The 22,208-nt window shown below is 68.9% G+C and carries 25 protein-coding genes; 11 read left to right on the top strand and 14 right to left on the bottom strand.

Annotated features, from left to right (window positions below; all coding sequences use genetic code 11):
* Positions 1-56 precede the first annotated feature (56 nt).
* Positions 57-1,289 (top strand): ABC transporter substrate-binding protein, encoded by a 1,233-nt coding sequence (locus tag JL100_RS23505; protein ID WP_202681909.1) that lies wholly within the window; start codon positions 57-59, stop codon positions 1,287-1,289.
* 18 nt (positions 1,290-1,307) lie between these two features.
* Here JL100_RS23505 and JL100_RS23500 read toward each other — a convergent pair whose 3' ends face one another.
* Complete coding sequence (locus tag JL100_RS23500) at positions 1,308-1,688, bottom strand: hypothetical protein (RefSeq protein ID WP_202681910.1); 381 nt, start codon at positions 1,686-1,688, stop codon at positions 1,308-1,310.
* Between the two features lie 293 nt (positions 1,689-1,981).
* On the opposite strand from JL100_RS23500, the gene JL100_RS23495 reads away from it, so the two are divergent.
* Positions 1,982-2,263: a hypothetical protein gene (locus tag JL100_RS23495; RefSeq protein ID WP_202681911.1), complete on the top strand. Its 282-nt coding sequence runs from the start codon at positions 1,982-1,984 to the stop codon at positions 2,261-2,263.
* Between the two features lie 17 nt (positions 2,264-2,280).
* Here JL100_RS23495 and JL100_RS23490 read toward each other — a convergent pair whose 3' ends face one another.
* Both JL100_RS23490 and JL100_RS23485 read right to left on the bottom strand, forming a co-directional pair.
* Positions 2,281-3,330: a response regulator gene (locus JL100_RS23490; RefSeq protein ID WP_202681912.1), complete on the bottom strand. Its 1,050-nt coding sequence runs from the start codon at positions 3,328-3,330 to the stop codon at positions 2,281-2,283.
* 175 nt (positions 3,331-3,505) lie between these two features.
* On the bottom strand, positions 3,506-4,081 hold the full coding sequence (locus tag JL100_RS23485) for a regulatory protein RecX (RefSeq protein WP_202681913.1): 576 nt from the start codon (positions 4,079-4,081) through the stop codon (positions 3,506-3,508).
* A gap of 197 nt (positions 4,082-4,278) precedes the next feature.
* On the opposite strand from JL100_RS23485, the gene JL100_RS23480 reads away from it, so the two are divergent.
* The 4 genes from JL100_RS23480 to JL100_RS23465 all read left to right on the top strand — a co-directional run bounded on the left by JL100_RS23480 (position 4,279) and on the right by JL100_RS23465 (position 7,755).
* Positions 4,279-4,581: a hypothetical protein gene (locus tag JL100_RS23480; protein WP_202681914.1), complete on the top strand. Its 303-nt coding sequence runs from the start codon at positions 4,279-4,281 to the stop codon at positions 4,579-4,581.
* Positions 4,578-6,035, top strand: a complete 1,458-nt coding sequence (locus JL100_RS23475; protein WP_202681915.1) for a methyl-accepting chemotaxis protein — start codon at positions 4,578-4,580, stop codon at positions 6,033-6,035. The genes JL100_RS23480 and JL100_RS23475 overlap by 4 nt, the downstream gene beginning before the upstream one ends.
* A gap of 105 nt (positions 6,036-6,140) precedes the next feature.
* Positions 6,141-6,944: an ABC transporter permease gene (locus JL100_RS23470; protein ID WP_202681916.1), complete on the top strand. Its 804-nt coding sequence runs from the start codon at positions 6,141-6,143 to the stop codon at positions 6,942-6,944.
* Between the two features lie 7 nt (positions 6,945-6,951).
* Entirely contained in the window at positions 6,952-7,755 is an 804-nt protein-coding gene (locus JL100_RS23465; protein ID WP_202681917.1) for an ABC transporter permease, read from the top strand.
* Between the two features lie 36 nt (positions 7,756-7,791).
* On the opposite strand, the gene JL100_RS23460 is transcribed toward JL100_RS23465, so the two are convergent.
* The 4 genes from JL100_RS23460 to JL100_RS23445 are packed head-to-tail and all read right to left on the bottom strand — an operon-like array spanning position 7,792 to position 10,099.
* Positions 7,792-8,451 (bottom strand): DUF799 domain-containing protein, encoded by a 660-nt coding sequence (locus tag JL100_RS23460; protein WP_202681918.1) that lies wholly within the window; start codon positions 8,449-8,451, stop codon positions 7,792-7,794.
* 12 nt (positions 8,452-8,463) lie between these two features.
* Positions 8,464-8,859, bottom strand: a complete 396-nt coding sequence (locus tag JL100_RS23455) for a DUF4810 domain-containing protein (RefSeq protein ID WP_202681919.1) — start codon at positions 8,857-8,859, stop codon at positions 8,464-8,466.
* A 5-nt stretch (positions 8,860-8,864) separates the two neighbouring features.
* Positions 8,865-9,170, bottom strand: coding sequence for a DUF4397 domain-containing protein (locus JL100_RS23450; protein WP_202681920.1), 306 nt, complete (start codon positions 9,168-9,170; stop codon positions 8,865-8,867).
* A gap of 11 nt (positions 9,171-9,181) precedes the next feature.
* Positions 9,182-10,099 (bottom strand): CsgG/HfaB family protein, encoded by a 918-nt coding sequence (locus JL100_RS23445; protein WP_228421418.1) that lies wholly within the window; start codon positions 10,097-10,099, stop codon positions 9,182-9,184.
* 386 nt (positions 10,100-10,485) lie between these two features.
* On the opposite strand from JL100_RS23445, the gene JL100_RS23440 reads away from it, so the two are divergent.
* The 5 genes from JL100_RS23440 to JL100_RS23420 are packed head-to-tail and all read left to right on the top strand — an operon-like array spanning position 10,486 to position 15,507.
* Positions 10,486-11,664, top strand: a complete 1,179-nt coding sequence (locus JL100_RS23440) for an aspartate aminotransferase family protein (RefSeq protein ID WP_228420863.1) — start codon at positions 10,486-10,488, stop codon at positions 11,662-11,664.
* Complete coding sequence (argF, locus tag JL100_RS23435; protein WP_202681922.1) at positions 11,661-12,587, top strand: ornithine carbamoyltransferase; 927 nt, start codon at positions 11,661-11,663, stop codon at positions 12,585-12,587. The genes JL100_RS23440 and argF overlap by 4 nt, the downstream gene beginning before the upstream one ends.
* Positions 12,584-13,516 (top strand): Hsp33 family molecular chaperone, encoded by a 933-nt coding sequence (locus JL100_RS23430; RefSeq protein ID WP_202681923.1) that lies wholly within the window; start codon positions 12,584-12,586, stop codon positions 13,514-13,516. The genes argF and JL100_RS23430 overlap by 4 nt, the downstream gene beginning before the upstream one ends.
* A 37-nt stretch (positions 13,517-13,553) precedes the next feature.
* The gene (locus JL100_RS23425; protein WP_202681924.1) at positions 13,554-14,852 is read left to right on the top strand and encodes a serine hydrolase; all 1,299 of its coding nucleotides are present in this window, start codon (positions 13,554-13,556) and stop codon (positions 14,850-14,852) included.
* 58 nt (positions 14,853-14,910) lie between these two features.
* Positions 14,911-15,507: a hypothetical protein gene (locus JL100_RS23420; protein WP_202681925.1), complete on the top strand. Its 597-nt coding sequence runs from the start codon at positions 14,911-14,913 to the stop codon at positions 15,505-15,507.
* Here the strand turns inward: JL100_RS23420 and JL100_RS23415 are convergent.
* From JL100_RS23415 to JL100_RS23385, 7 genes are all read right to left on the bottom strand, one after another.
* Positions 15,474-15,971: a hypothetical protein gene (locus JL100_RS23415; protein WP_202681926.1), complete on the bottom strand. Its 498-nt coding sequence runs from the start codon at positions 15,969-15,971 to the stop codon at positions 15,474-15,476. The two genes, JL100_RS23420 and JL100_RS23415, sit on opposite strands and share 34 nt — an antisense overlap.
* Before the next feature lie 62 nt (positions 15,972-16,033).
* Positions 16,034-16,657, bottom strand: a complete 624-nt coding sequence (locus JL100_RS23410) for a helix-turn-helix transcriptional regulator (protein WP_202681927.1) — start codon at positions 16,655-16,657, stop codon at positions 16,034-16,036.
* A gap of 45 nt (positions 16,658-16,702) precedes the next feature.
* A complete protein-coding gene (locus JL100_RS23405) occupies positions 16,703-18,148 on the bottom strand; it encodes a TrkH family potassium uptake protein (RefSeq protein ID WP_228420862.1) in 1,446 nt (481 codons plus the stop codon).
* A 76-nt stretch (positions 18,149-18,224) separates the two neighbouring features.
* Entirely contained in the window at positions 18,225-18,875 is a 651-nt protein-coding gene (gene folE, locus JL100_RS23400) for a GTP cyclohydrolase I FolE (protein ID WP_407697027.1), read from the bottom strand.
* A gap of 199 nt (positions 18,876-19,074) precedes the next feature.
* Positions 19,075-19,467, bottom strand: a complete 393-nt coding sequence (gene apaG, locus JL100_RS23395; protein WP_158046969.1) for a Co2+/Mg2+ efflux protein ApaG — start codon at positions 19,465-19,467, stop codon at positions 19,075-19,077.
* 149 nt (positions 19,468-19,616) lie between these two features.
* Complete coding sequence (locus JL100_RS23390) at positions 19,617-20,366, bottom strand: ATP-binding cassette domain-containing protein (protein WP_228420861.1); 750 nt, start codon at positions 20,364-20,366, stop codon at positions 19,617-19,619.
* Positions 20,363-22,141 carry an ABC transporter permease gene (locus JL100_RS23385; RefSeq protein WP_202681929.1) on the bottom strand — a complete coding sequence of 593 codons (1,779 nt, stop codon included), beginning with the start codon at positions 22,139-22,141 and terminating at the stop codon, positions 20,363-20,365. Before JL100_RS23385 ends, JL100_RS23390 begins: the two co-directional genes overlap by 4 nt.
* Between the last annotated feature and the right edge of the window lie 67 nt (positions 22,142-22,208).

Genomic DNA, 22,208 nt, shown 5'->3' with positions numbered 1-22,208 from the left:
GACACCAAAGCCTGCCCGGTCTTCAAGGAACGGAGTCGAAGACGGGAGGAAACCAAATGAAGTCAACGAACAAGACGCTGTCGCGGGTGCTTGCCGGGGCGCTCGCGGCGGGCGCCGTGGCGCTGTCGGCGGGGCAGGCGGGAGCCCAGGTTTCGGCGGATACGGTCAGGATCGGCGTGCTGAACGACCAGTCCGGCCTCTACGCCGATTTCGGCGGGCGCGGCTCGGTGGTCGCGGCCGAGATGGCGGTCGCGGATTTCGGCGGCAAGGTGCTGGGCAAGCCGATCGAGATCCTGTCGGCCGATCACCAGAACAAGCCGGACATCGGCTCCAACATCGCGCGCCAGTGGTTCGACCGCGAGAATGTCGATGCCATCGCCGACCTGACCACCTCGTCGGTGGCGCTGGCGGTCCAGGAGATCGGCAAGCAGACCGGCCGGGTCACCCTGACCTCGGGGGCCGCGACCTCGCGCCTGACCGGCGACGCCTGCTCGCCGACCGGCTTCCACTGGGCTTACGACACCGTGGCGCTGGCCAACGGCACCGGCAAGGCGGTGGTCCAGGAGGGCGGCAAGACCTGGTATTTCCTGACCGCGGACTACGCCTTCGGCTATGCGCTGGAGAAGGATGTCGGCGAGGTCGTCAAGGCGGCCGGCGGCGAGGTGCTGGGCGCCGTCCGCCATCCCCTGAACACGGCCGACTTCTCCTCCTTCCTGCTCCAGGCGCAGGGGTCGGGCGCCCAGGTGGTCGGGCTCGCCAACGCCGGGACGGACACCACGACCGCGATCAAGCAGGCGGCGGAGTTCGGCATCGTCCAGGGCGGCCAGCAGCTTGCCGGCCTGCTGCTGGTGCTCAGCGACGTCCACTCCCTCGGGCTGGAGACGGCTCAGGGGCTGGTGCTGACGACGGGCTTCTACTGGGACATGGACGACGAGGCGCGGGCCTGGTCGCAGCGCTATTTCGAGCGCATGAACCGCATGCCCAACATGGTCCAGGCGGGCGTCTATTCCTCGGTCATGCACTATCTCAAGGCGATCGACGCGGCCGGCACCGACGAGGGCAAGGTGGTCGCGGCCAAGATGAAGGAACTGCCGATCAAGGACATGTTCGCCCGCAACGGGGATGTGCGCGAAGACGGCCGGATGGTCCACGACATGTACCTGGCGCGGGTCAAGGCCCCGTCGGACAGCAAGAAGCCGTGGGACTATTACGAGATCGTTCGGACCATTCCCGGCGCCGAGGCCTACCTGCCGCTGGCCCAGAGCCAGTGCCCGCTGGTCAAGAAGTAGGAAGCCCGAAAGGTCGCCCTACCGGGGCCGCCCGCCCGCCAGAAGCCACAGCAGGACGAGCGCGGCCCCGGCCAGGAACAGCAGGACGTAGAGCCTGACAGGGGCACGGACCCGCTCGGTGCCCCCGGACTTCGCGGGCTTCCTCTTCCGGGCCGGCGGGACCGCGTCGCGGCGGGGATCGTGCAGGCTGACCAGCGTCCAGTCATAGACCTCGCCGCGCGCCTCCGGATCGGCACGCAGCCGGATCAGCCGCAGGAACGACCGGGGAGCCGCCTGCACGGCGGCGGCGAAGGCGGCCGAGCCCTCGCCCTGGCTGCCGTGGACCGTCAGGGTTTCCCACTTCTTGCCGGCAGCCCGCTGCACGACGAAGCGATCGCCCTGGGCCGGCCTATCCGTCATGGCCCGGCCTGCGGCAGGGGATCGCGACAAGTTGACGCATGTTCGAGCCGATTGTGGAAAGTCGTGCCCATTCGGGTGCCTACTTATGGTGTAGGACGGCATCGGCCAGCAGGGCCGGATAATGAACCAAGAACATGGAGCCGCCCCGCATCCGGGGAATAGCAACAAGGGACCGCCCGCGGTTGACCGTTCCCGGCATGTCCGCCACTGACCGGATATAAACCTGCCGGATGTTCGTTGGCAGCATGCCCCGCCGACCAATCGCCTCTCCCGCCAATCCATGGGAGGCACCAGTGCTGACGCTCAACGACTGTATCGCATTCACCGATCTGTTACCCGAAGAGGTAGAGGAAATCTCCCGCCACGAGCGGCTGGGATTCGTGATCGCCCTTGCCAAGGGCCACACGCTTCTCGACCGGCCCTGGGGGCCGCCGGCAATCCGGCAGATGATGCGAGACAACCTGGCCCGCGCGATGCGCCGCGGCGATGCCGGCCGTTGCGGCCCGATGGTGGAGACCTACCGCCGCTTCCAAGTCCGCCACCCCGGCGGGGTCGACCGGCGCCGTTCCGCCTGAATCCCAAGTCCGCGCCCTCATGCCCGCAGCGGGGGGAACAGCTTGGCGACCGCCGTTTCCAGTTCGGCCACCGTCGTCTCCGCGAGGCGGCGGTCCGGCTGGCCGGCCAAATCCAGCAGGCGTTCGATCGTGTGGGCATGCAGGTGCAGGATGTCGAGCGAGCGGACGTCGGCAGGGTCCACCCGGTCGCGGATCGCCGCCAGGGAGGACCAGACCCGCTGCACCAGAGGGTGGCTGAGGCCGACGCTCTGGCGGATCTGGTCCACGGTGTCGATCAGCACGGCGGCCAGCCGCTCCGGGTTGCCGCTCTTCAGCAGGCCGTCGCGGACGATCTCAAGCCGGCTCCGGTCGGCGGCCACCAGGTCGATCCGCTTGGCGCGCACGCGGGTGAGGATCGCCCGGGACAGCGGCGACGGCCGCACCAGCCCCGGCGGCATGCCGGCCGCGGCGGCCAGCGGCGCCGGATCGATCAGGAAAGCGTCGCCCGCCGCGTCCAGGTCGGCGTTCGGCGGCTGGCTCCTTCCCTCAGGAGGCTGGCCCGGAGGCTGGCCCGGAAATTGGCCAACCGCGAGCGGCTTCGCCGCCGATGCCGCCCCGGCCTGGGCGCGGCGGCGGTCGGGGCCGAAGAACCGGCGGGTCAGCACGTAGCAGCGCGACCGGTGGACCGCCGCCTCCAGTCGGGCGGCCAGCGCCTTGCGCGATACCGGCTTCGCCAGGAAGGCGGTCACCCCGGCGTCGCGCGCCCGTTCGACCAACTGGTGGTTGCTGTGGCTGGTCAGCATGATCACCGGCATCAGGGGATTGGGGCTGTCGGGATGGTTGCGTACCAGCCGCGTCAGGGCGATACCCGAGACCTCCGGCATTTCCCAGTCGGAGATCAGGATGTCCGGCGCGGAGCGCTGGATCTGCACGAAGGCCTCCGCCCCGTTGGCGCATTCCGCGAAGTCCCGGACGCCGAGCGACCTCAGCAAGCCGCGCAGGACCAGGCGGGTGCCCCGGTCATCCTCCGCCACGACCACGCGAACGTCCGACGGCATGTCGGTGGGAATGCCGTCTTCGCGGGCCATGGACCCCCCGCGGGCTGTGGACATCGTGCCGGCACCTTCGTCGTCGCTTCCGTCGTCGGTCGATCGCCGGTCCGTGGCCGGCACGGACGTCCGGAACTCCGGTCGCCGCACCCCTTACGATAGAACTTATCGGTTGCGGCGCAATAATAAAATTATTCTAAAAACAGGTTATACCTTAATCTTCCGTCTGAATGGCATCGGGATCTTCCGCATCCACAACCTTTCGGGCGATCTGGTAGCCGAAGCCGGCGCGGCCCAGCGCCGCCATGTCCTTGTCCCGGTGTTCCTCGCGGCCGGTCCGGCGGAACGGGCCGAGCCGCCGCCGCCGGGCCAGCGCCACCGCCGCCGCCAGCTCGGTATCGCCGGGGGTTTCCTCGTCGACGCTTTCCAGAGCGGCCGCGATCTCGTCGCCGCCGACGCCTTTCAGCGACAGCTTCTCGCGGATCGCCCGCGTCGAGGTGCCGCGCCGGTGCAGGCTGGTCGCCTTCATCTCGGCATAGGCCTTGTCATCCAGCAGCCCGCTGCGCTGGTAACGCTCGATCAGCGCCTCGACCAGGGCGGCGCCCTCGGCCCGGTCGGTCCCATGGGCACGCGCCGACCGTTCCACCTTGCCCATCAGGACCCGGCGAAGGTTGGCCGACGAGCTGGCGAAACGCTGGAGATAGTAGAGCGCCGCGTTCTCCAGGTATTGGGCGGTGACCGGCTTCTGCTGCCGCCGTCCCGGCGGGGTGGAACCCGGGGTGGAGGACATGATCGAGGCTCCTGTTGGGCTGGGTTTTTCAAGCAGTGGTCGGCCAAGTGGTGGTCGTCCAAGTGGTGGATCCGGATCGGTCAAGAGATATATGGCTAAAATGTAATATGAATCCGGATGAATTACCCTATTTTGGAAAGACGGGATTTTAGATTTTCACTCCTTTGGTTCGGACGGACGTGGCCATGGGTCGTCGGATGGCGGAACTACTTCCGGCTTGCGCCCTCTTCGCGGGCGGTTTGGCCGTCAGCGGCGCCCTGACCCTGTCGCCCAGGCCCGGCCATGCGGTGATGGTCGTGTTCGATCCCCGGACCGCCGTCACGGACGCCATCTCCCGGGTGTCCGAAGCCGGCTGGCTGCCGGTCTCGGCGCCCCGGTCCTTCATCATCGTCGCGCGCCCGGATGCCGGGGACGATCCCCGGCATCCTGACGATGCTTATCTGCTCCTGGACGCGCGCGCAATGTCCGGGTGCCTGCCAGCGGATACCCCCTCGAAATGACCGGTTTGATGAACCAGCGCCGGAACATGGCGCTGTTCTCCGTCGCCTTGCTGTGGCTGCATGTTCCCCTGATCCTTGCCCTGGCTTGGTTTTACCCGGAGAGCGACACGGTGGGAGCCGTCTCCCTGGCGGGCTTCGCCGCGTTGGCGGCCAGCCTTGCCGTCTGGCGCGACCCGACCGGCCTGTCCGCGCGGAGCGTCGTCGCGGTCGCGTTCGTGATGACGGTCTCCGCCCTCGTCTACGACATGCGCGGGTCCGTCTGGCAGATCGACATGCATATGTATTATTTCGCGGCCCTGGCGATGCTGGCCGGCTTCGCCTGTCCGGTGACGATCCTGCTGGGGGCCGGCGCCACCGCCGTCCACCACCTGGTCCTCAACTTCGCCCTGCCGGCGGCGGTGTTTCCCGGCGGCGGCGATCTCGGGCGCGTCGTCCTGCATGCCGTGATCGTCGTGCTGGAGACAGGCGTCCTGGTCTGGATGGTCACCCGGCTGGGGCAGGCGCTTCGGACCTCCGAGACGGCGCTCCATGAGGTCCGGCTTGCCCAGGCGGAGAACGAGCGGCTGGCCGCGGGCCGCGAGGAGGAACGGCAGGCCGCCGAGCGCCGCCGGCGCGACGACATGATGGCGCTGGCCGCCGCCTTCCAGCAGGGCGTGGGCAGCGTTTCGGCGAGCCTCCGCCAGGTCTCCGAGCAGGTCCGGCACGAGGCCGAGGCGCTGGCCCGGACCGCGGAGGAAACCCGCACCGATGCGGGAGCGTCCGCGTCCTCGGCGGAGGAGGTATCGGCGGGCGTGCAGAGCGTCGCCACCGCGAGCGACGAGTTGACCGCCTCGATCGGCGAGATCAGCCGCCAGATCGCCAGCGCCTCGCGCATGACCGACGACGCCAACCAGCAGGCCAGGGCGGTCGCCGTCGCGGTCGAGGCGCTGTCCCGCGGCGCCGCCCAGGTCGGCGACGTGGTCCAACTGATCCAGGCGATCGCCTCGCAGACCAACCTGCTGGCGCTGAACGCCACCATCGAGGCGGCACGCGCCGGCGAGGCCGGCCGGGGCTTCGCCATCGTCGCGGCGGAGGTCAAGGGACTGGCGGGCCAGACCGAGAACGCCACCGTGGAGATCACCGCCCGGATCGGCGAGATCCAGGAGGCCACCCGGTCGGCGGTGGATGCCATCGGCCGGATCACCGGGGCCGTGTCCTCGATCGACCAGGTGACCTCGACGATCGCCTCCGCCGTGGAGGAACAGAGCGCCGCCACCCGCGAGATCGCCGCCACGGCGCAGCTGGTCGCCACCGGCGTCGCCGCCACCGCCCAGGGCATCCAGGGCGTCGGCCGGGCGGCGGACCATACCGGCGACGGGGCGGGCCGGGTGCGAAGCTTCGCCAACGACCTGATGACGGAAGTCCGAAGCCTGGACGGCCAGGTCCACGACTTCGTCCGCCAACTGCGGGCGTAAGCCCGGCCGGGGGTGCGGCGTTGCCGCCCACCAGCCATTCGCTCTCGGCAATTGTGCCATGCGCCCGCTTCACATTAGGGTGCGCGCACTTAGCTGAAGGGCATCATGAGCACCCATTTTCCGCCTTTGCCGCGCGATATCGGCACCGTCAACTGGATCGGCCTTTGGACCCTGTACCAGAGGGAGGTGCATCGGTTCATAAAGGTCTATACCCAGACCATCGCGGCGCCGGTCGTCACCACGCTGCTGTTCTACGCCGTCTTCGCGCTGGCGCTGGGCGGCGTCGTGCGGATGGCGGGCAGCGTGCCGTTCCTGGTCTTCCTGGGGCCGGGCCTGATCGTCATGGCGATGGCGCAGAACGCCTTCGCCAACACGTCGTCCTCGGTGGTGATATCAAAGGTCCAGGGCAACATCGTGGACGTGCTGATGCCGCCGCTGTCCCCGCTGGAGATGGCGGTGGCCTTCGTCGGCGGCGGGGTGACCCGCGGGCTGCTGGTCGGCGTCGTGACCGGGGCGGCGATCTGGTCCTTCGTGCCGCTGGGCTTCCATTCCCCGGCCTTCATCCTGTTCCACGGCTTCATGGCGTCCATGATGCTGGCCCAGCTCGGCATGATCGGCGGCATCTGGTCGGAGAAGTTTGACCATATCGCGGCCTTCACCAATTTCGTGGTGACGCCGCTGACCTTCCTGTCCGGCACCTTCTATTCGGTGGACCGGCTGCCCCCGGCCTTCTGGTGGCTGGCGCACTTCAACCCGTTCTTCTACATGATCGACGGGTTCCGCTACGGCTTCATCGGCCAGTCCGACGGCACCCTGGCGATCGGCGTCGCGGTCATGCTGGGCATCAACGCGGCGCTTGCGGTCCTGCTGCTGCGCATGCTGTCCACCGGCTACAAGCTGAAGGCGTAACGGTGCCATGTCTGGTTTCCAGGGGCCGCGGCCCCGCGCGATCGGGCGCATCCACTGGATGGGTGCGCGGACCCTGTTCCGCCGCGAGCTGAGCCGCTACCTGAAGGAGGCGCTGGAGACCGTCCTGGCGCCCGCCTTCCAGACCCTGGTCTATTTCATCGTTCTGGTCTTCGCCCTGGGGCCGGAGCGCGGCACGGAGGAGGGCGACGCGCTGCTGTCCTTCGCGGTGCCGGGCCTCGTGCTGATGGCGGCGCTGTTCCGCTCGGCCGAGACCACGGCGTTCAGCCTGCTGTTCGACCGGATGGAAGGCATCATCAGCGACATCCTGATGGCCCCGCTGGGTGCCGCCGAGATGACGGCCGCCTACGCCCTGGCCGGAGCACTGAGCGGCCTCGTCACCGGGACGGTGGTGCTGGCCGGCACCCTGCTGGTCTGGCCGATGCCCATGGCCGCCCCCTGGGCGGTCGTCGCGTTCGCGGCGCTGGGTGCGCTGATGATGTCGCTGGCCGGCGTGCTGATCGGACTGTGGTGCGAAAAGTGGGACCATCTGGCGGCGGCCTTCGTCTTCGTCCTGGTGCCGCTGACCTTCCTGTCCGGCGTCTTCGTCCCGGCCGACGCCCTGCCGGAGCCGTTCCCCGCGCTCATCCAGCTCAACCCGATCTTCCACGCCATCTCCGGCTTCCGCTACGGCTTCCTGGGCGGAGCGGAGGCGTCCCCCCTGGCGTCGCTGGCGGTGGTCGCCGGGACGGCGGCGGCGCTGTGGGGCGCATGCGGCGTGCTGATCAGCCGGGGGTGGAAGCTGCGGCCGTGAGGCGGTTATGCAGGCCCGCGCTCCGATGCCCAGGCTTCAATAGTCCTTGCCGAACTGCGGGTCGTAGGGACCGGAGGGAATGCCGCGGCCCGCCGTGTAGAAGGCGACGCCGTTGGCTTGGCTGGCCAGGGGCAGGTAGCTCGGAGCCGCCCTCTCCATCGCGGCGACGATGAGCTGGGTGACCAGGAAGGCCAGGGGATGGCCGCCCGAGTTCTGCGCCTGCGGAGAATAGGCCGTATGGACGGTTTCCTCCCAAAGCGTTTCCCCCGTCCTGCCGCTCTTCAACGTATAGTCAATGTCCACCGTCGTGGTGGTCGACAGCAGGATGTATTGGCTGTCCCAGCGTCGGATATTGGCGAACAGGACGGCATCGGCTCCGAACAAGGCCGCGACCTTCCGGGCATCCGCCGAGTGGACCAGGTCGGCGTCGGCCAGGCCCTCGTCCTCCATGACCCGCTTCACCATGTGCACGGGGAAGACGTAGTAGCCTTTCTCGGCCAGCGGCACCGGCAGGGTCGCCAGGAAATTGTCCGGCGCATCGACCTGCGTGCTGGCGTTCGTCACCGGTACGATCAGGATGGATCGCGGGTGGTTCGCGCGGATCGTGCTGAAGTCCTTCTTCTGTGGCGGCACCGCGCACGCGGACAATCCAGCCAGGCACAGGCAGGCCAGGGCGGCCTTGAAGAGAATTCGCATGGGGACGTCGCCTTAGCTGGTGGGTAACGAAGCCGGCGTGACGCCGGTTGCCGCGGGGGCCTTGTTCTTGCCTTCACGCGCATTCAGGATGGCTTTCTCCATCATGAGCGCCGACTCCGGCCAGGCGGATTTCTCCTTCTCGAACAGCGCCACGGCGCCTTCACTGTCGCCCGACGAGAGCTTCAAATAGCCAAGCTCGGCGTAGATGCCGGGGGGAACCTTCCGGGTCTGGTCGCCCGACGCGATGATGCTCTCCAGCGCGGCTTGGTACGTGACCTGATTGGTAGGGTTCTGCTGGTAGTCATAAAGCGACTTGGAGTAGTTTCCCCAATAATATTTGGTCGTTGGGCCGCATCCGACGCAAATCGCGACCGCAGCCAAAATTAAAATACGGCTGGTTCTCATCATCTGGCTCACTTGGGCAGGGAGATAATTTTGGTCAGATCCGATCCCAGATAGATCTTCTCGCTATAGATGACCCTGTCGTTTTCCCGGACTTCGACGGTGTGGGTGCCCGTTCCTACCTGAAGCGTGCTCTTCTTTCCGTCGTAATCGGCGGCCGGGCCCACCAGGACGCCGTTGATGAACAGCATGGCCGTGGGGGAAGCGTTGGCGAAGGCCAGCTGCGGCTTTTCCTCCAGTGTCCGGACCGTCGTGCTCGGATAGGCGCAGGCGGTCAGCAGCAGGGCGCCGGCCAAGGTCAGTGGACGAAAGAACATTTTCTGGCCCCTCACTTCACTTCGGCGACGAACAGGCCGCTGGTGTTCCCGCCCGGAATGGTTCCGCCGGTGATGCGCGCGATCGATCCCTCGCTGGTGACGCTGTCGCCGAACGTGCTCTCCACCACCAATTCGGCGACGGAGGAGGGCGGCAGTTCCAGGTCGAAACCGCTCTGCGCGCTTTTCACCCGCTCGCCGCTCCGCATGACGGCGAGCCTGTCTCCCGGTTTCAGGCCTTGCCTGGTGCCGCCGCTGATATAGACGCGCGGTCCGTCGACCTTCAGGATGTCGCTGCGCCAGGGGCGCTCTTCGAGTTTCGCGACGAGGCTGCTGAGCAGGTCTGAAATCGCGGCGCCGATCGCCCGGTCGTTCAGGGTAGCGTCGTAATCGGCGCGGGAGCCGAACCCCATGACGGTGCCCTGCTCGACCGCCGCCTCCCCGGCGCCGGTCGCCGAGAAATAGGCGTGTCCCGTCCTGACGTCGACAAGCCGCACCTCGACCTTGGCCCGGGCGACCTGGCGCTTGGTATTGCTGAGGAATCCCGCTTGGCCTTCGGCGCCGCGGCCGAACTCCGTCAGCGACCCGACGATGAGGGTGTCGGCCCCGACTGTGTTGCCGCCGCCGGACAGCGCCTGCTCCGCCTTCACCGCCGCGAGGTCGGGCCGTTCGAGCACGATGAATCGCCCGGATTCGACCAGCCGCGAACTCAGCATGTCGCCGGTCTGGCGCCCGAGCGGATCCAGGTCACCGCCCAGCAGCGCCTTGCCGTAGCGGGTCTCGTTGGTGAAACGGCCCAATGCCACCTTCCGCTTGAAGCTCTTCACGGCGGGCGGCGCCAGTGCCGCCTGTTTCTGGGCGTCCGCGACAGCGGCGGGGGCCTGGACCGCAGCCGGCGGCGGCGCCGGCGTGGCGCATCCGCTCAATGCCACCGTTCCGGCAAGGGCAAGGCGAAGTAGCCTGCCGAGGGGGATCCTGTCGCTTCCAGGACGAAATGCAGCGGCGATCATTGCTGAGGCGTTTTCCCGAACACGTGGATGCATTCCTTTGAATGCAAATCGGGCGCAAGGTTGTCACAAGGCTTTTAAAGCTTTATTACCGAGAATTTTCTTTAATTTCGCTGCTCCGCGCCACGAAATCACGCCCTCCCGCCCGATTCGCGCCCGCGCCCGTTGACATCCCGTCCCCGGCTTCGGATAGTCTGCGATCTCCCGGACGGCTGCGCCTTCCGGGAGTTCGTGCTTTCCGTACTACGCCGTTTTCCGGAGGACGGCGCTGGTGGACCGTTTCCGGAATTGAACCCGTTGGGGGCTTACCCGTGATCCCTGTTGTCATGCCCACCTATGCCCGTGCGGATGTCGTGTTCGAGCGGGGCGAAGGACCCTATGTCTTCGACACGACCGGCCGACGCTACCTGGACTTCGCCAGCGGCGTCGCCGTCACCGCGCTGGGCCATGCCCATCCGCACCTGATCAAGGCCCTGACCGATCAGGCGAACAAGATCTGGCATACCTCCAACCTGTACCGCGTCGCGGGGCAGGAGAGCCTGGCGCGACGACTTGTCGATCACACCTTCGCCGACACGGTGTTCTTCACCAATTCCGGCGTCGAGGCGTGGGAATGCGCGATCAAGGTGGTGCGCAAGTATCAGTACGAGACGGGGCATCCCGAGCGCTGGCGGATCATCACCGCCGGGGGCGCCTTCCACGGCCGGACCACAACCGCCATCGCCGCGACCAAGCAGGAGAAGATGGTCAAGGGCTTCGGCCCCATGCAGGACGGCTTCGATCAGGTCGCCTTCGGCAACATGAACGAGCTGCGCGCCGCCATCACCAACGAGACCGCCGGCATCTCGATCGAGCCGGTGCAGGGCGAGGGCGGCATCCGTGCCGGCTCGCTCGACTATCTGCGCCAGCTCCGCGAGGTCTGCGACGAGTACGGCCTGCTGCTGCTGTTCGACGAGATCCAGACCGGCATGGGCCGCACCGGCAAGCTGTTCGCCCATGAATGGGCCGGCATCACGCCCGACGTGATGTCGGTCGCCAAGGGCATCGGCGGCGGCTTCCCGCTGGGCGCTTGCCTGGCGACCGAGAAAGCGGCGGTCGGCATGACGCCCGGCACCCACGGCTCGACCTATGGCGGCAATCCGCTGGCGACGGCGGTCGGCAACGCCGTGCTCGACGTCATGCTGGAGCCGGGCTTCCTGGAAGGCGTCGACAGTATCGCCCGTGTGCTGTGGAACCGCCTGACCGAGTTGGTGGCCCGCCACCCCAAGGCGCTGGTGGAGGTGCGGGGCGCCGGCCTGCTGCTGGGCCTGCGGTTCGTTCCGGAGATCGTCAACGGCACCGTCGTGGACAAGCTGCGCGCCCACGGCATGCTGACGGTCGCCGCCGGCGACAACGTCGTGCGCCTGCTGCCGCCGCTGATCATCACCGAAACCCAGGTGGACGAGGCGATCGATATCCTGGACAAGGCCTGCGCGGAGCTGGCGCCATGAGCGCGCCGGCCTCCGGCGGCGCCGGCCCCCGCCACTTCCTCGACCTCGACGATTTCGACGCCGCGACGCTGCGCTCCATCCTGGAGCGCGGCAAGGCGTTGAAGGCCGGCGGGAGGAGCGACAAGCCGCTGGCCGGCAAGACGCTCGCCATGATCTTCGAGAAGCCGTCCACCCGCACCCGCGTCTCCTTCGAGGTCGGCATGCGCCAGCTCGGCGGCGACGTGGTGATGCTCAGCTCCAAGGAGATGCAGCTCGGCCGAGGCGAGACGGTGGCCGACACCGCCAAGGTGCTGTCCCGCTTCGTCGACGTGATCATGCTGCGCACCGATTCCGAGAAGAAGCTGCAGGAACTGGCGGAGCACGCGACCGTCCCGGTGATCAACGGGCTGACCGACCGGTCGCACCCCTGCCAGATCATGGCCGACGTGCTGACCTTCGAGGAGCACCGCGGCCCGATCGCGGGCAAGGTGGTGGCCTGGAGCGGCGACGGCAACAATGTCGCCGCCAGCTGGATCCACGCCGCGGTCCGGTTCGGCTTCGAACTGCGCCTCGCCTGCCCGGAACAGCTCCGGCCCGACCCGGACCTGGTCGGCTGGGCGGCCGGGCAGGGCGGAAATGTCACCGTCGGCGGCGACCCGGAGGCCGCCGTGGCCGGGGCCGACTGCGTGGTCACCGACACCTGGGTCTCCATGAACCAGCAGGACGCCGAAACCCGCCATAACATGCTGGCACCCTATCGGGTAGACCGGCGCCTTATGGCAAACGCGAAACCGGACGCCATATTCATGCATTGTCTGCCGGCCCACCGCGGCGACGAGGTCACCGCCGACGTGATCGACGGCCCGAACTCCGTGGTATGGGACGAGGCGGAAAACCGCCTGCACGCCCAGAAGGGCATTCTAACCTGGTGTCTGAGTTCATGAGTCATTTCGGTCACGCCGAGAATCCCCTCGCCGACGACATCGTGCAGCCTTTCCAGATCGACGCCTCGCACCTGCGGGGCCGTCTGGTCAGGGTCGGCCCGATGCTCGACGAGGTCCTGTCCAAGCACGCCTATCCCGAGCCGGTCGCCCAACTGCTCGGCGAAACCATCACGCTCGCCATCACCCTGGCGGGCGCCCTCAAGTACGAGGGCATCTTCACGCTCCAGACCAAGGGCGACGGCCCGATCTCGCTGATGGTGGCCGACGTCACCAGCACCGGCGACGTGCGCGGCTACGCCCAGTTCGACGCCGAGCGGCTGGCCGGCGCCGATGCGGGCGCGGATGCCCCGGTGCCTGCGCTGCTGGGCACCGGCTATCTCGCCTTCACGGTCGACCAGGGCGAGCACACCGAACGCTACCAGGGCATCGTCGAACTGACCGGCGACACCCTGTCGGACTGCGTCCAGCATTACTTCCGCCAGTCCGAACAGCTCGATACCGGCATCAAGGTCGCGGTCGGCCGCGCCGGGGCGGACTCCGCCGGCATCTGGCGCGGCGGCGCCCTGATGCTCCAGCGCCTGCCGGAGGACCAGATCCAGCAGACGCTGGGCAGCGACGTGGCCGACGACTGGCGCCGGGCAATGGTGCTGATCGGCACCTGCACCGACTCCGAGTTGCTGGACCCGAAGCTGCCGCCCAACGACCTGCTGTTCCGCCTGTTCCACGAGGACGGCGTGCGGGTCTATGCTCCGACGGAGCTCCGCGCCACCTGCCGCTGCTCGCGCGATCGCGTGGCGACGGTGCTTCGGTCGCTGCCGCGGGAGGAGATCTCGGAACTGAAGGTTAACGGCCGGGTCGAGGTCACGTGCGAGTTCTGTAACTCGACGTATACTTTTGATGATGCACAATTGGAGAATGTCTACGGCTGATCCATAGGGGTTCAACGTGCTGCGGGTATGCGTTCGTATGTCGTCGGCGGGCGCGCTCGCGGCCCTGGTCCTCTTCGGAGCCCTGTTCTCCAGCCTTCTCTTTCCGAGACCTGCCGCCGCGTACCGGGCCAGCCTGGTCGTCGATGCCGACAGCGGGGTCGTGCTCCATGCCGAGCAGCCCAACCTGCGCAGCTTCCCGGCCTCGACCACAAAGATGATGACGGTCTACATGGCGTTCGACGCGCTTCGGACCGGCCGGCTGAAGCTGGACGAGGAGCTGCCCGTGTCGGTCCGGGCGGCCAGCCAGACCGGCCAGTCCCTGCGCCTGCGCCAGGGCTCGACCATCCGGGCGCGCGACGCCATCCTGGGCGCCATCATCGAATCCGCCAACGACGCCGCCGTGGTCCTCGCCGAGCGGCTGGGCGGCACCGAGTCCGACTTCGCCGAGGCCATGACCGCCAAGGCCCGGTCGCTCGGCATGAACCGGACCGAGTTCCGCAACGCCTCCGGCCTCAACCACCCGGAACAGGTCGTCACGGCGCGCGACCTGACGATCCTGGCGCTGGCGCTGCTGCGGAACTTTGCCGACCAGTACGGCTATTTCAGCACCCGGAGCTTCGTCCACCGGGGCAGCACCTTCAACAGCGTCAACGGTTTCCTGGTCAACTACCGGGGAGCCGACGGCATCAAGACCGGTTTCACCTGCGCCGCGGGTTATAATCTCGTGGCATCGGCCGTCAGGGACGGGCGCCGGCTGGTCGCGGTCGTGCTGGGCGAGCTGAGCCGCGGCGACCGCGCCGACAGCATCGCCCGTCTGATGGACGAGGCTTATGCCAAGCCCGACCCGAAGATCCCGGTCACCCTGCGCGACATCGATCCGGTCCGCACCGGGGAGCCGGACGAGCCGGCCGCCGGCGTCATCTCCCCCGCCTGCGCGTCGATCGTCTCGGTTCCCGGCGTTCCCCGGGCGCAGGGCGGCTGGAGCGTCGAGATCGCCGGAACCTTCAACACCAAGTCGAAGGCGGCCGACGCCGGGCGCAAGCTGATGCGGCGCCATGCCGCCGTGCTCGGCGGCGCCCTGCTGACGACGATCGAGCGGCGCAAGAAGCACCGGCCGATCGTCGTCGGACTGGAGGAGGCGCAGGCCACGGCCGCCTGCAAGCGCCTGCGCCAGGCCAAGGCCTATTGCCTGGTGGTCTCGCCGAAGAACCTCCGCGCCGCGGTCATGCCTGCCTCGGCGAAGACCCGGAAATCCCAGCCGTCCAAATCTCAGTTGTCCAAATCCCAGGCGCCCAAATCCCAGGCGCCCAAGCCTCCGCCGGCCAAATCCAAGTGACCGGGGCGGAGGCCCCGTGCTATCCGTGACTCCCCTCCTTTTCCGTGAAACCGCCATCATGCTCCGCAGCCTTCTCCGTCCGGCCGCCCTGGTCATCGCCGCCACCCTTGCCTTGGCGGCCTGCCAGTCGGCGCCGCCGCGCCCAGCGGCCCGCCAGATCAGCTTCGCCGACGCGGCCCCGATCTCGTTCGACGTCGCCACCATCGAGGTCGTCCAGCAGTTCCAGCCGCCCCAGGTGCAGCCGAACGTCGATCACCTGGCCCCGGTCCCGCCGTCCGACGCCATCCGCCGCTGGGCGAACGAAAGGTTGCGCGCCATGGGCGGCAGCGGCACGCTGCGGGTGATCATCAAGGACGCCAGCATCGTCGAGACCGGCCTGCCGCCGACCACCGGCCTGCGCGGCGCCTTCACCACCGACCAGTCCGAGCGCTACGACGGCAAGCTGGCGGTCGATCTGGTCGTGGACCAGCCGTCGCGCCGCTTCCAGGGCTACACCGGCGCCGCCGTCGCCCGCACCATCAGCGTGCCCGAGAACATCTCCCTCCAGGGCAGGGACGACGCCCTGTTCGCCATGGTCGAGCGCATGATGACCGAGCTGAACGCCAAGCTGGAGGAAGGGGTCTACGGCAATCTGGCGGCCGTGACGCTGCGGTAGGGGGAAGTCACAGGTTCCCCGGTCAACCCCATCGCTTCCAGGGCTACCGCCGCCGGGTTTTCGCCGGCCTGGCGCAGCCGGGCGACGGCGGCGTGCCACAGCAGGTCGTTCAGCTCCGCCAGCACGGGTTCGCCGGCGCAGCGCCGGGCCAGGAAATCGGGATCGAACAGGCGGCGGCGGTCGTCCCCGGTCCAGTGCCGGGCCGGGGCGGCGTTCAGCTCGATGCGGCGCGCCAAGCGCGCCAGCGTCTCGACGAAGCGGGCTTCGCGGGTCCCGTCGGTGAAGTTGCCCGCCGCCGCCAGGCGCAGGCATTCATCGAGATCCAGGCGTTCCTTCAGGCGTGGGCCGAGCGCCAGGACCATCAGGGCGATCCGGTCCGCGTCCCGGGCCGCCATCAGATCGGCGGCCAATTCGGCAAGCGGCGGCTCCGCGACGGGGCGGCGCCGGAAGAGTCGTATCGGCATGGCTCATCCCTCCAGGAGAGGGCAAGCTTAGCGCCGCACCCTCGCCCGGGCCGACGTATAAATCATACGACCGGTTCCTCGGCTCCGGGCGGGGCTCCGGGTGGCAGGGAGACGATGCGCGCCTCGGGCACGCCGCGCCGCAGATCCTCCAGCGGCATCGTGGTGACCATCCGGGCGAAGCCGCCGTCGCTGAGGCGGACCCGCTCCCAAAGCCACATGCCCGGCCCCATGCGGATCACGCCCGAATGCTTGAAGTCGGTCCAGCCGGCTACGGGGGAGGCGACCGGCTCGTACCAGCCCAGGTCGCCCAGGCGCGCCTCGCCGTCGCGGATGCCGTCGGACGCGAAGGGCCACAGGGTCTCTCCGTAGAGGTCCCGCGCGTCGTTCTCCCACTCCCGCCGGCGCCCCTGGGACACGGCCAGCAGCCGGTGGCTGACGTCGCAGACCAAGTGGATCCGCAGGGCGGAGGTCTCGACCAGCCGCTTCAGCATGGCGTCGCCCGCCGGGTTCAGGCGCGCCTCCAGCAGGGGCAGCAGCCGCGCCGCCTGCTCCGGAGTCGGCCGGTGCCGCCCGGATTCCCAGCGCGACACGGTCGCCTGGGTCACGCCGGCCAGTTCGGCCAGGTGTTCCTGCTTGATGCCGTTCAGCCGGCGGAGCCGGCGCAGGGAGCGTCCGAATTCCAGCATTTCCTTGATCCTGCCAAGGGACGGGGCGACTGTATCCCCATTCCCTCACTGGCGCCAGAAGGCCGGGGTCAGCAGGACCAGCACGGTGAACAGCTCCAGCCGCCCCATCAGCATTCCGGCCGACAGGACCCATTTGGCGGCGTCGGGCAGCGGCGCGAAGGTGCCGCTCGGCCCGATCACCGGCCCCAGGCCGGGACCGACATTGCTGATCGCAGTGGCGGCGCCGCTCATCGCCGTCAGGTAGTCGAGCCCCAGCAGTTGGAGCGACAGCGTCAGCGCGACGAAGCACAGGGCGTACAGGAAGAAGAAGCTCATCACCGACACCGAGACCGCCTCCGGGATCGGCTTGCCGTTGTAATACGCGATGAACACCCCGTGCGGCTGGATCAGCCGGCGCATCTGGGCGTCGGCGGTGGCGTAGAGCACCTGGAAGCGGAAGATCTTGATCCCGCAGGAGGTGGACCCGGCGCAGCCGCCGACGAACATCAGGAAGAACATCAGCCCCGCGGCGAACGGTCCCCAGGTCCCGAAATCGGACGTCGCGTATCCCGTGCCGGTAATCACCGACACGACGTTGAACGATGCCAGCCGCAGCGCGGAAAGCGGTTCGTAGCCGCGCTCGATCCACAGGTGCGCGGCCATGATGCCGATCGCCGCGGCGACCACGGCGGCGAACCACTGGACCTGCCGGTCCGTCATCAGGGGCCGCAGGTCGCCCCGCAAGGCCCGGAGGTACAGAACGAAAGGCAGCGCGCCCGCCAGCATGAAGACGATCCCCACCAGCTCGACCAGCGGATCGTCGAAGAAGGCGACCGACGCGTCGGCGGTCGAAAAGCCGCCGGTCGCGATGGTCGTCATGGCGTGGGCGAAGGCGTCGAACCACTCCATCCCGGCCAGCCGGTAGCCGACCGCGCAGAGCGCGGTGAACGCCAGGTAGATCAGGCCGATCCAGGTCGCCAGCTGGGCGGCGCGAGGCAGCACCTTGTCCGACTTCTCCGAGGACTCCGTCCGGAACAGCTGCATCCCGCCGACCTGGAGCATGGGAAGAACCGACAGCGCCAGCACGATGATGCCGATCCCCCCCATCCATTGCAGCAGCGCGCGCCACAGCAGGATGCCCGGCGGGGCCGAGTCCAGCCCGACGATCACGGTGGCGCCGGTCGTCGTGATGCCCGACATCGCCTCGAAAAAGGCGTCGGTGTAGCTGAGCCCCAGTTCCGCCAGCATCAGCGGCACCGCGGCGAAGGCGGCGGTCACCATCCAGGAGAGCGTGGTCAGCAGGAAGGCCTGGCGGATCGACAGCGTGAATTCGGGCATGCGGTTGGTCAGCAGCAGGGACACGCCGACGAACAGGGTGAAGGCCGCCGAGATCGCGAAGGTCTGCCAGTCGGGATGGCCGACCGCCAGATCGGCCAGCATCGGGACCAGCATGCTGAAGGCCAGCGTCGACAGCAGGATGCCGAGGACGAAGAAGACGGGGCGGAAATCCAAAGGGCCAAGGTCCGGAAATGTAAAAGGGCGCCGCGTCGCCGCGGCGCCCCCATCATACTGCCATATGCTTCCGGGATCAGCCGCCGATGCCGTTGCCCGACGGGCTGCCGATCATGGCGAGGAATTCCCGGCGGGTCGTCGGGTCCGTCCGGAAGGCGCCCAGCATCCGGCTGGTCACCATGTTGACGCCGGGCTTGTGGATGCCGCGGGTGGTCATGCACTGGTGCTCGCCTTCCAGCACGACCGCGACGCCGAGCGGCTGGAGGACCTCCTCGATCGTGTTGGCGATCTGGGAGGTCATCTTCTCCTGGATCTGGAGGCGCTTGGCATAGGCCTCGACCACGCGGGCGAGCTTGCTGATGCCGACGACGCGGTGATTGGGCAGATAGGCCACGTGCGCCTTGCCGATGATCGGCACCATGTGGTGTTCGCAGTAGGACTCGAACCGGATGCCCTTCAGGACGACCATTTCGTCATAGCCGTCAGTCTCCTCGAAGGTGCGCTGGAGCAGCTCGACCGGGTCGACGCCGTAGCCGGCGAAGAACTCCTCGTAGGACCGCACGACGCGGTCGGGCGTGCCCAGCAGGCCCTCGCGGTCGGGATCGTCCCCCGCCCACAGCAGGAGGGTGCGGACGGCTTGTTCGGCTTCCGCACGGCTTGGACGCGCGATCCCGGGGGCGCTGCGGCGATGGTGGGAAGGGCCACGGACGACATTGTCCGTAGCCAGGGGCTTCGATGCACTCACGACGGGTACCTTTCGATGGTCGGTTCTGTCCCGGTTCGCTGTGTCGCGCACTGTCGTCCCCCGACCGTTGTGCGTGGGCGGGAACCGGTTCCGCATGGACAGCGAAGTGGCGTCCCGTTCGCGCCTTTCAAGATGCGCGGAACGGCCGACACCCCGCTGGGCGGCGCTGTGGGGGTGGCTGCTAGTTGAGTTGGACAGTCTCGTGGGGGCTGTCCAGCGAGAAGGCCGGTATGGTCACGTCGAACTTCTCGCCGCGCGCGGTTTCCATCTGATAGCTGCCCGACATGATGCCCGAGGGAGCGGTCAGCGGCGTGCCGCTGGTGTATTCGAAGCTCTCTCCCGGCTCCAGCACGGGCTGTTCCCCGACGACGCCGGCCCCCTGGACCTCCTGGACGCGGCCGAACCTGTCGGTGATCCGCCAGTGGCGGTTGCGCAGTTGCACGGTCTCGCCCCCGGTGTTCTCGATCCGGACATGATAAGCCCAGACGAAATGGTGTTCCGCCGGCGAAGACTGCTCTTCCAGGAACGTCGGCTTTACGGAAACCCTGATCGAGCGGGTTGTCTGACTGTACATGGTGGGCTCGCGACCGGGCGTCGGTTATATCGAAATGGCAGCGAAACAAAAATTACTCCGTGCTTTCCTCCTTGTCCAGGAGCGTATCCGTCACATTTCTACGTCCCTTTGCGTTTACGCCGGCTTAACACCGTACTCTGGTATGTGATCTATCGCCTCATCGGGCGGCGCGCCGGGCTTCCCGCACTGGGCTCCCCCTCACTGGGCTTTGCCGTCCCGAGATCGATGACCGGCCCGTCGGCCTCCTCCGCGTCGGCCGGGTCGTGGGTGACCAGCAGCGTCGGCAGCCCGCGCCGCCGCGCATGGTCGAACACCCAGGCGCGGAAACGGCCGCGCAGGGCGGCGTCCAGCTTTCCGAAGGGCTCGTCCAGCAGCAGGGCCGCCGGCTCCGCCAGCAGGGTCCGCAGCAGCGCCACGCGGGCGCGCTGGCCGCCCGAGAGCGTCGCGGGGTCGCGCCCGCCGAACCCGGCGAGGTCGGCCTCGGCGAGCGCCCGCTCGACCACCGCCCGCCTTTCGGCGCGCCCGCGAACCCCAGGCGGCAGGCCGAACGCCAGGTTCTCCGCCACGCTCATGTGCGGGAACAGAAGGTCGTCCTGGAACAGGATGCCGACCCGGCGCCGTTCCGGCGGCAGCCCGGCCAGGTCGGCGCCGTCCAGCACCACGCGCCCGGCCGCCTCGAAGGCGGGGTCCAGGGTGCCGCAAAGATGGGCCAGCAGGCTCGACTTGCCACTGCCGCTCGGCCCCATCAGCACGGCGACCCGGCCCCCCTGGATGGTCAGCGACAGCGGCGCGAACAGGTCGCGCCCGCCGAGCTTGAGCGTCACCCGGTCGAGTTCCAGCCGGTGTTCGATATCCGCTCCCAGGGGCGGTCCCAAGCCCGCCCTCATTCCCGCCCTCATGCCCGTCCCTCCGTTCCGGTCCCGATCCGGCGCACCCGTCCGGACAGTCCCGGCGCCAGCAGCGCCAGGGCGAAGGCGGCCAGGGGCAGGGCGGCCTGGGCGAAGCCGTAGACGCCGATCAGCCGGCGGTCCGCCCCGGCGGCCAGCCCGACCGCCTCGGTCGTCAGCGTTGGCAGCCGGCCGGCCCCGGCGAACTGGGTCGGCAGGTACTGGGCGACGCTGACCGAGAAGCCGATCGCCGCCGCCGCGAGGATCGGGCGGAGCAGCAGCGGCAGCTTGACCCGCAGGAAGACCCGCGCCGGAGAGGCGCCGAGGCAAGCCGCCGCCCGGGCGTACCGCTCGTCCAGCGCCCTGTAGGGATCGGCCAGGGTCAGGAACACGTAGGGCAGCACGAACAGAAGGTGACTCCACACCAGCGCCGGCCAGGTGCCGTCCAGCCCGACCGCCACCAGCAGCACCTGGGTCCCGAACAGGAAGCCGATCTGCGGCACCAGCAGCGGCAGATACAGCAGCCATAGCCCGCGGGCCGACGGCCGAAGCCCCGACCGCTGCTCGTTCTCCAGGCAGCCCAGCACCAGCACCAGCGCGATGCCGGCGGCGGCCAGCCCGGCCGTCAGCGTCGTCCAGGCGGGTCCCGCCAGGTTGGGCAGCGCCCGCGCCCAGGTCTCCAGCGTCCAGCCGCCGGGCAGGGCGTCGGGAAAGCGCCAGCGCGACGCCACCGACCACAGGCCGAGCCCGACCGAGGAGCCGACCGCGACCGCGACCACCCCGGCGGCGAGCCCGGCCGAGGCCGCCCGCGCCGCCCACCCGGAACCGCCGCGCCGCCCGGACACCAGCCAGCCCCGGCAGGCCGATCCGGCGGCGACCTCGCCCAGCCGCCACAGGGCGATCATCGCCGCCACCAGCGCCAGTTGCAGGCAGGCGCCCGCCGCCGCCTGGTACCGCAGCGCCAAGTCGGGATCGGAGAACCAGCGCAGCACCAGCACCGCCAGCGGCGGCGGCGTGCCCGGCCCCAGGATCAGCGCCACGTCCACGACCGACAGGGAGAAGGCCAGCACCGCGTAAACCGGCAGCCGGACCTGCGCGTAGACCAGCGGCAGCACCACCTTCAGCCAGGCCGTGACCGGGCCGTATCCCATGCTGCGGGCGACCGTCAGCGCCTTGTCCGCCGGCGTCTGGCCGAGCGCCGCCACGATCATGAGCATCAGGAACGGCACCTCCTTGACCGTCAGCCCCAGCACCAGCGCCAATCCCCGGGGGTCGTTGACCAGCGCCAGATCGGGCGGGAAGGTCCAGCCGGTGGCCCAGGGCGACAGCAGCCTGACGATCCAGCCGCTGGGCGCCATCAGGAAGGCCAGCCCGATCGCGAAGGCGGCGTGGGGCAGGGCCAGCAGGGGGGCGAGCAGCCGCCGGAAGGCGGAGAAGGTGCGGGTGCCGTGCCACGCGGCGCAGAACCACAGGGCGATGGCGAAGGACAGCAGGGTCGCCGCCAGCCCGGTTCCCGCGGACAGCAGCACGGCCCCGCCCAGCCCCGGCGCCGCCAGCAGCCCGCGCCACGGGTCCAGCGTCGGATCGGTCCCGCCCAGCGCGGGCAGGATTCCGAAGGCCGGCGCCCAGGTGCCGGCCAGGCCGGCGGCGATCGGCCCGAGGAACAGGACGAGCGTCACCGCCGGCACGGCTTCCAGCCGGCTGCGCCGCCGCCGGCCCGCTGCCGGGACAGGGGCGGCGGTTGCGGCCGGGGCGGGCGCGATATCGATCCTTTCGCCTGTCGTCATGCCTTGAATCGTGTCCTTTCAGCCGTGCCGGACGGTATCCCAGGACAACCCGCGAGTCAGTCGGAAG

Source organism: Skermanella mucosa (assembly GCF_016765655.2).
Lineage (GTDB): Bacteria > Pseudomonadota > Alphaproteobacteria > Azospirillales > Azospirillaceae > Skermanella > Skermanella mucosa.
Note: the sequence above shows the minus strand (reverse complement) of the source record. Positions and strands in the feature narration are given on the sequence as shown.

Bases quoted from the DNA above. Each gene is read 5' to 3' on its own strand.
- JL100_RS23505 (WP_202681909.1), top strand. From the start codon at position 57: ATGAAGTCAACGAACAAGACGCTGTCGCGGGTGCTTGCCGGGGCGCTC.
- JL100_RS23500 (WP_202681910.1), bottom strand. From the start codon at position 1,688: ATGACGGATAGGCCGGCCCAGGGCGATCGCTTCGTCGTGCAGCGGGCT.
- JL100_RS23490 (WP_202681912.1), bottom strand. From the start codon at position 3,330: ATGGCCCGCGAAGACGGCATTCCCACCGACATGCCGTCGGACGTTCGC.
- JL100_RS23485 (WP_202681913.1), bottom strand. From the start codon at position 4,081: ATGTCCTCCACCCCGGGTTCCACCCCGCCGGGACGGCGGCAGCAGAAG.
- JL100_RS23480 (WP_202681914.1), top strand. From the start codon at position 4,279: ATGGCGGAACTACTTCCGGCTTGCGCCCTCTTCGCGGGCGGTTTGGCC.
- JL100_RS23475 (WP_202681915.1), top strand. From the start codon at position 4,578: ATGACCGGTTTGATGAACCAGCGCCGGAACATGGCGCTGTTCTCCGTC.
- JL100_RS23470 (WP_202681916.1), top strand. From the start codon at position 6,141: ATGAGCACCCATTTTCCGCCTTTGCCGCGCGATATCGGCACCGTCAAC.
- JL100_RS23465 (WP_202681917.1), top strand. From the start codon at position 6,952: ATGTCTGGTTTCCAGGGGCCGCGGCCCCGCGCGATCGGGCGCATCCAC.
- JL100_RS23460 (WP_202681918.1), bottom strand. From the start codon at position 8,451: ATGCGAATTCTCTTCAAGGCCGCCCTGGCCTGCCTGTGCCTGGCTGGA.
- JL100_RS23455 (WP_202681919.1), bottom strand. From the start codon at position 8,859: ATGATGAGAACCAGCCGTATTTTAATTTTGGCTGCGGTCGCGATTTGC.
- JL100_RS23450 (WP_202681920.1), bottom strand. From the start codon at position 9,170: ATGTTCTTTCGTCCACTGACCTTGGCCGGCGCCCTGCTGCTGACCGCC.
- argF (WP_202681922.1), top strand. From the start codon at position 11,661: ATGAGCGCGCCGGCCTCCGGCGGCGCCGGCCCCCGCCACTTCCTCGAC.
- JL100_RS23430 (WP_202681923.1), top strand. From the start codon at position 12,584: ATGAGTCATTTCGGTCACGCCGAGAATCCCCTCGCCGACGACATCGTG.
- JL100_RS23425 (WP_202681924.1), top strand. From the start codon at position 13,554: ATGTCGTCGGCGGGCGCGCTCGCGGCCCTGGTCCTCTTCGGAGCCCTG.
- JL100_RS23420 (WP_202681925.1), top strand. From the start codon at position 14,911: ATGCTCCGCAGCCTTCTCCGTCCGGCCGCCCTGGTCATCGCCGCCACC.
- JL100_RS23415 (WP_202681926.1), bottom strand. From the start codon at position 15,971: ATGCCGATACGACTCTTCCGGCGCCGCCCCGTCGCGGAGCCGCCGCTT.
- JL100_RS23410 (WP_202681927.1), bottom strand. From the start codon at position 16,657: ATGCTGGAATTCGGACGCTCCCTGCGCCGGCTCCGCCGGCTGAACGGC.
- apaG (WP_158046969.1), bottom strand. From the start codon at position 19,467: ATGTACAGTCAGACAACCCGCTCGATCAGGGTTTCCGTAAAGCCGACG.
- JL100_RS23390 (WP_228420861.1), bottom strand. From the start codon at position 20,366: ATGAGGGCGGGAATGAGGGCGGGCTTGGGACCGCCCCTGGGAGCGGAT.
- JL100_RS23385 (WP_202681929.1), bottom strand. From the start codon at position 22,141: ATGACGACAGGCGAAAGGATCGATATCGCGCCCGCCCCGGCCGCAACC.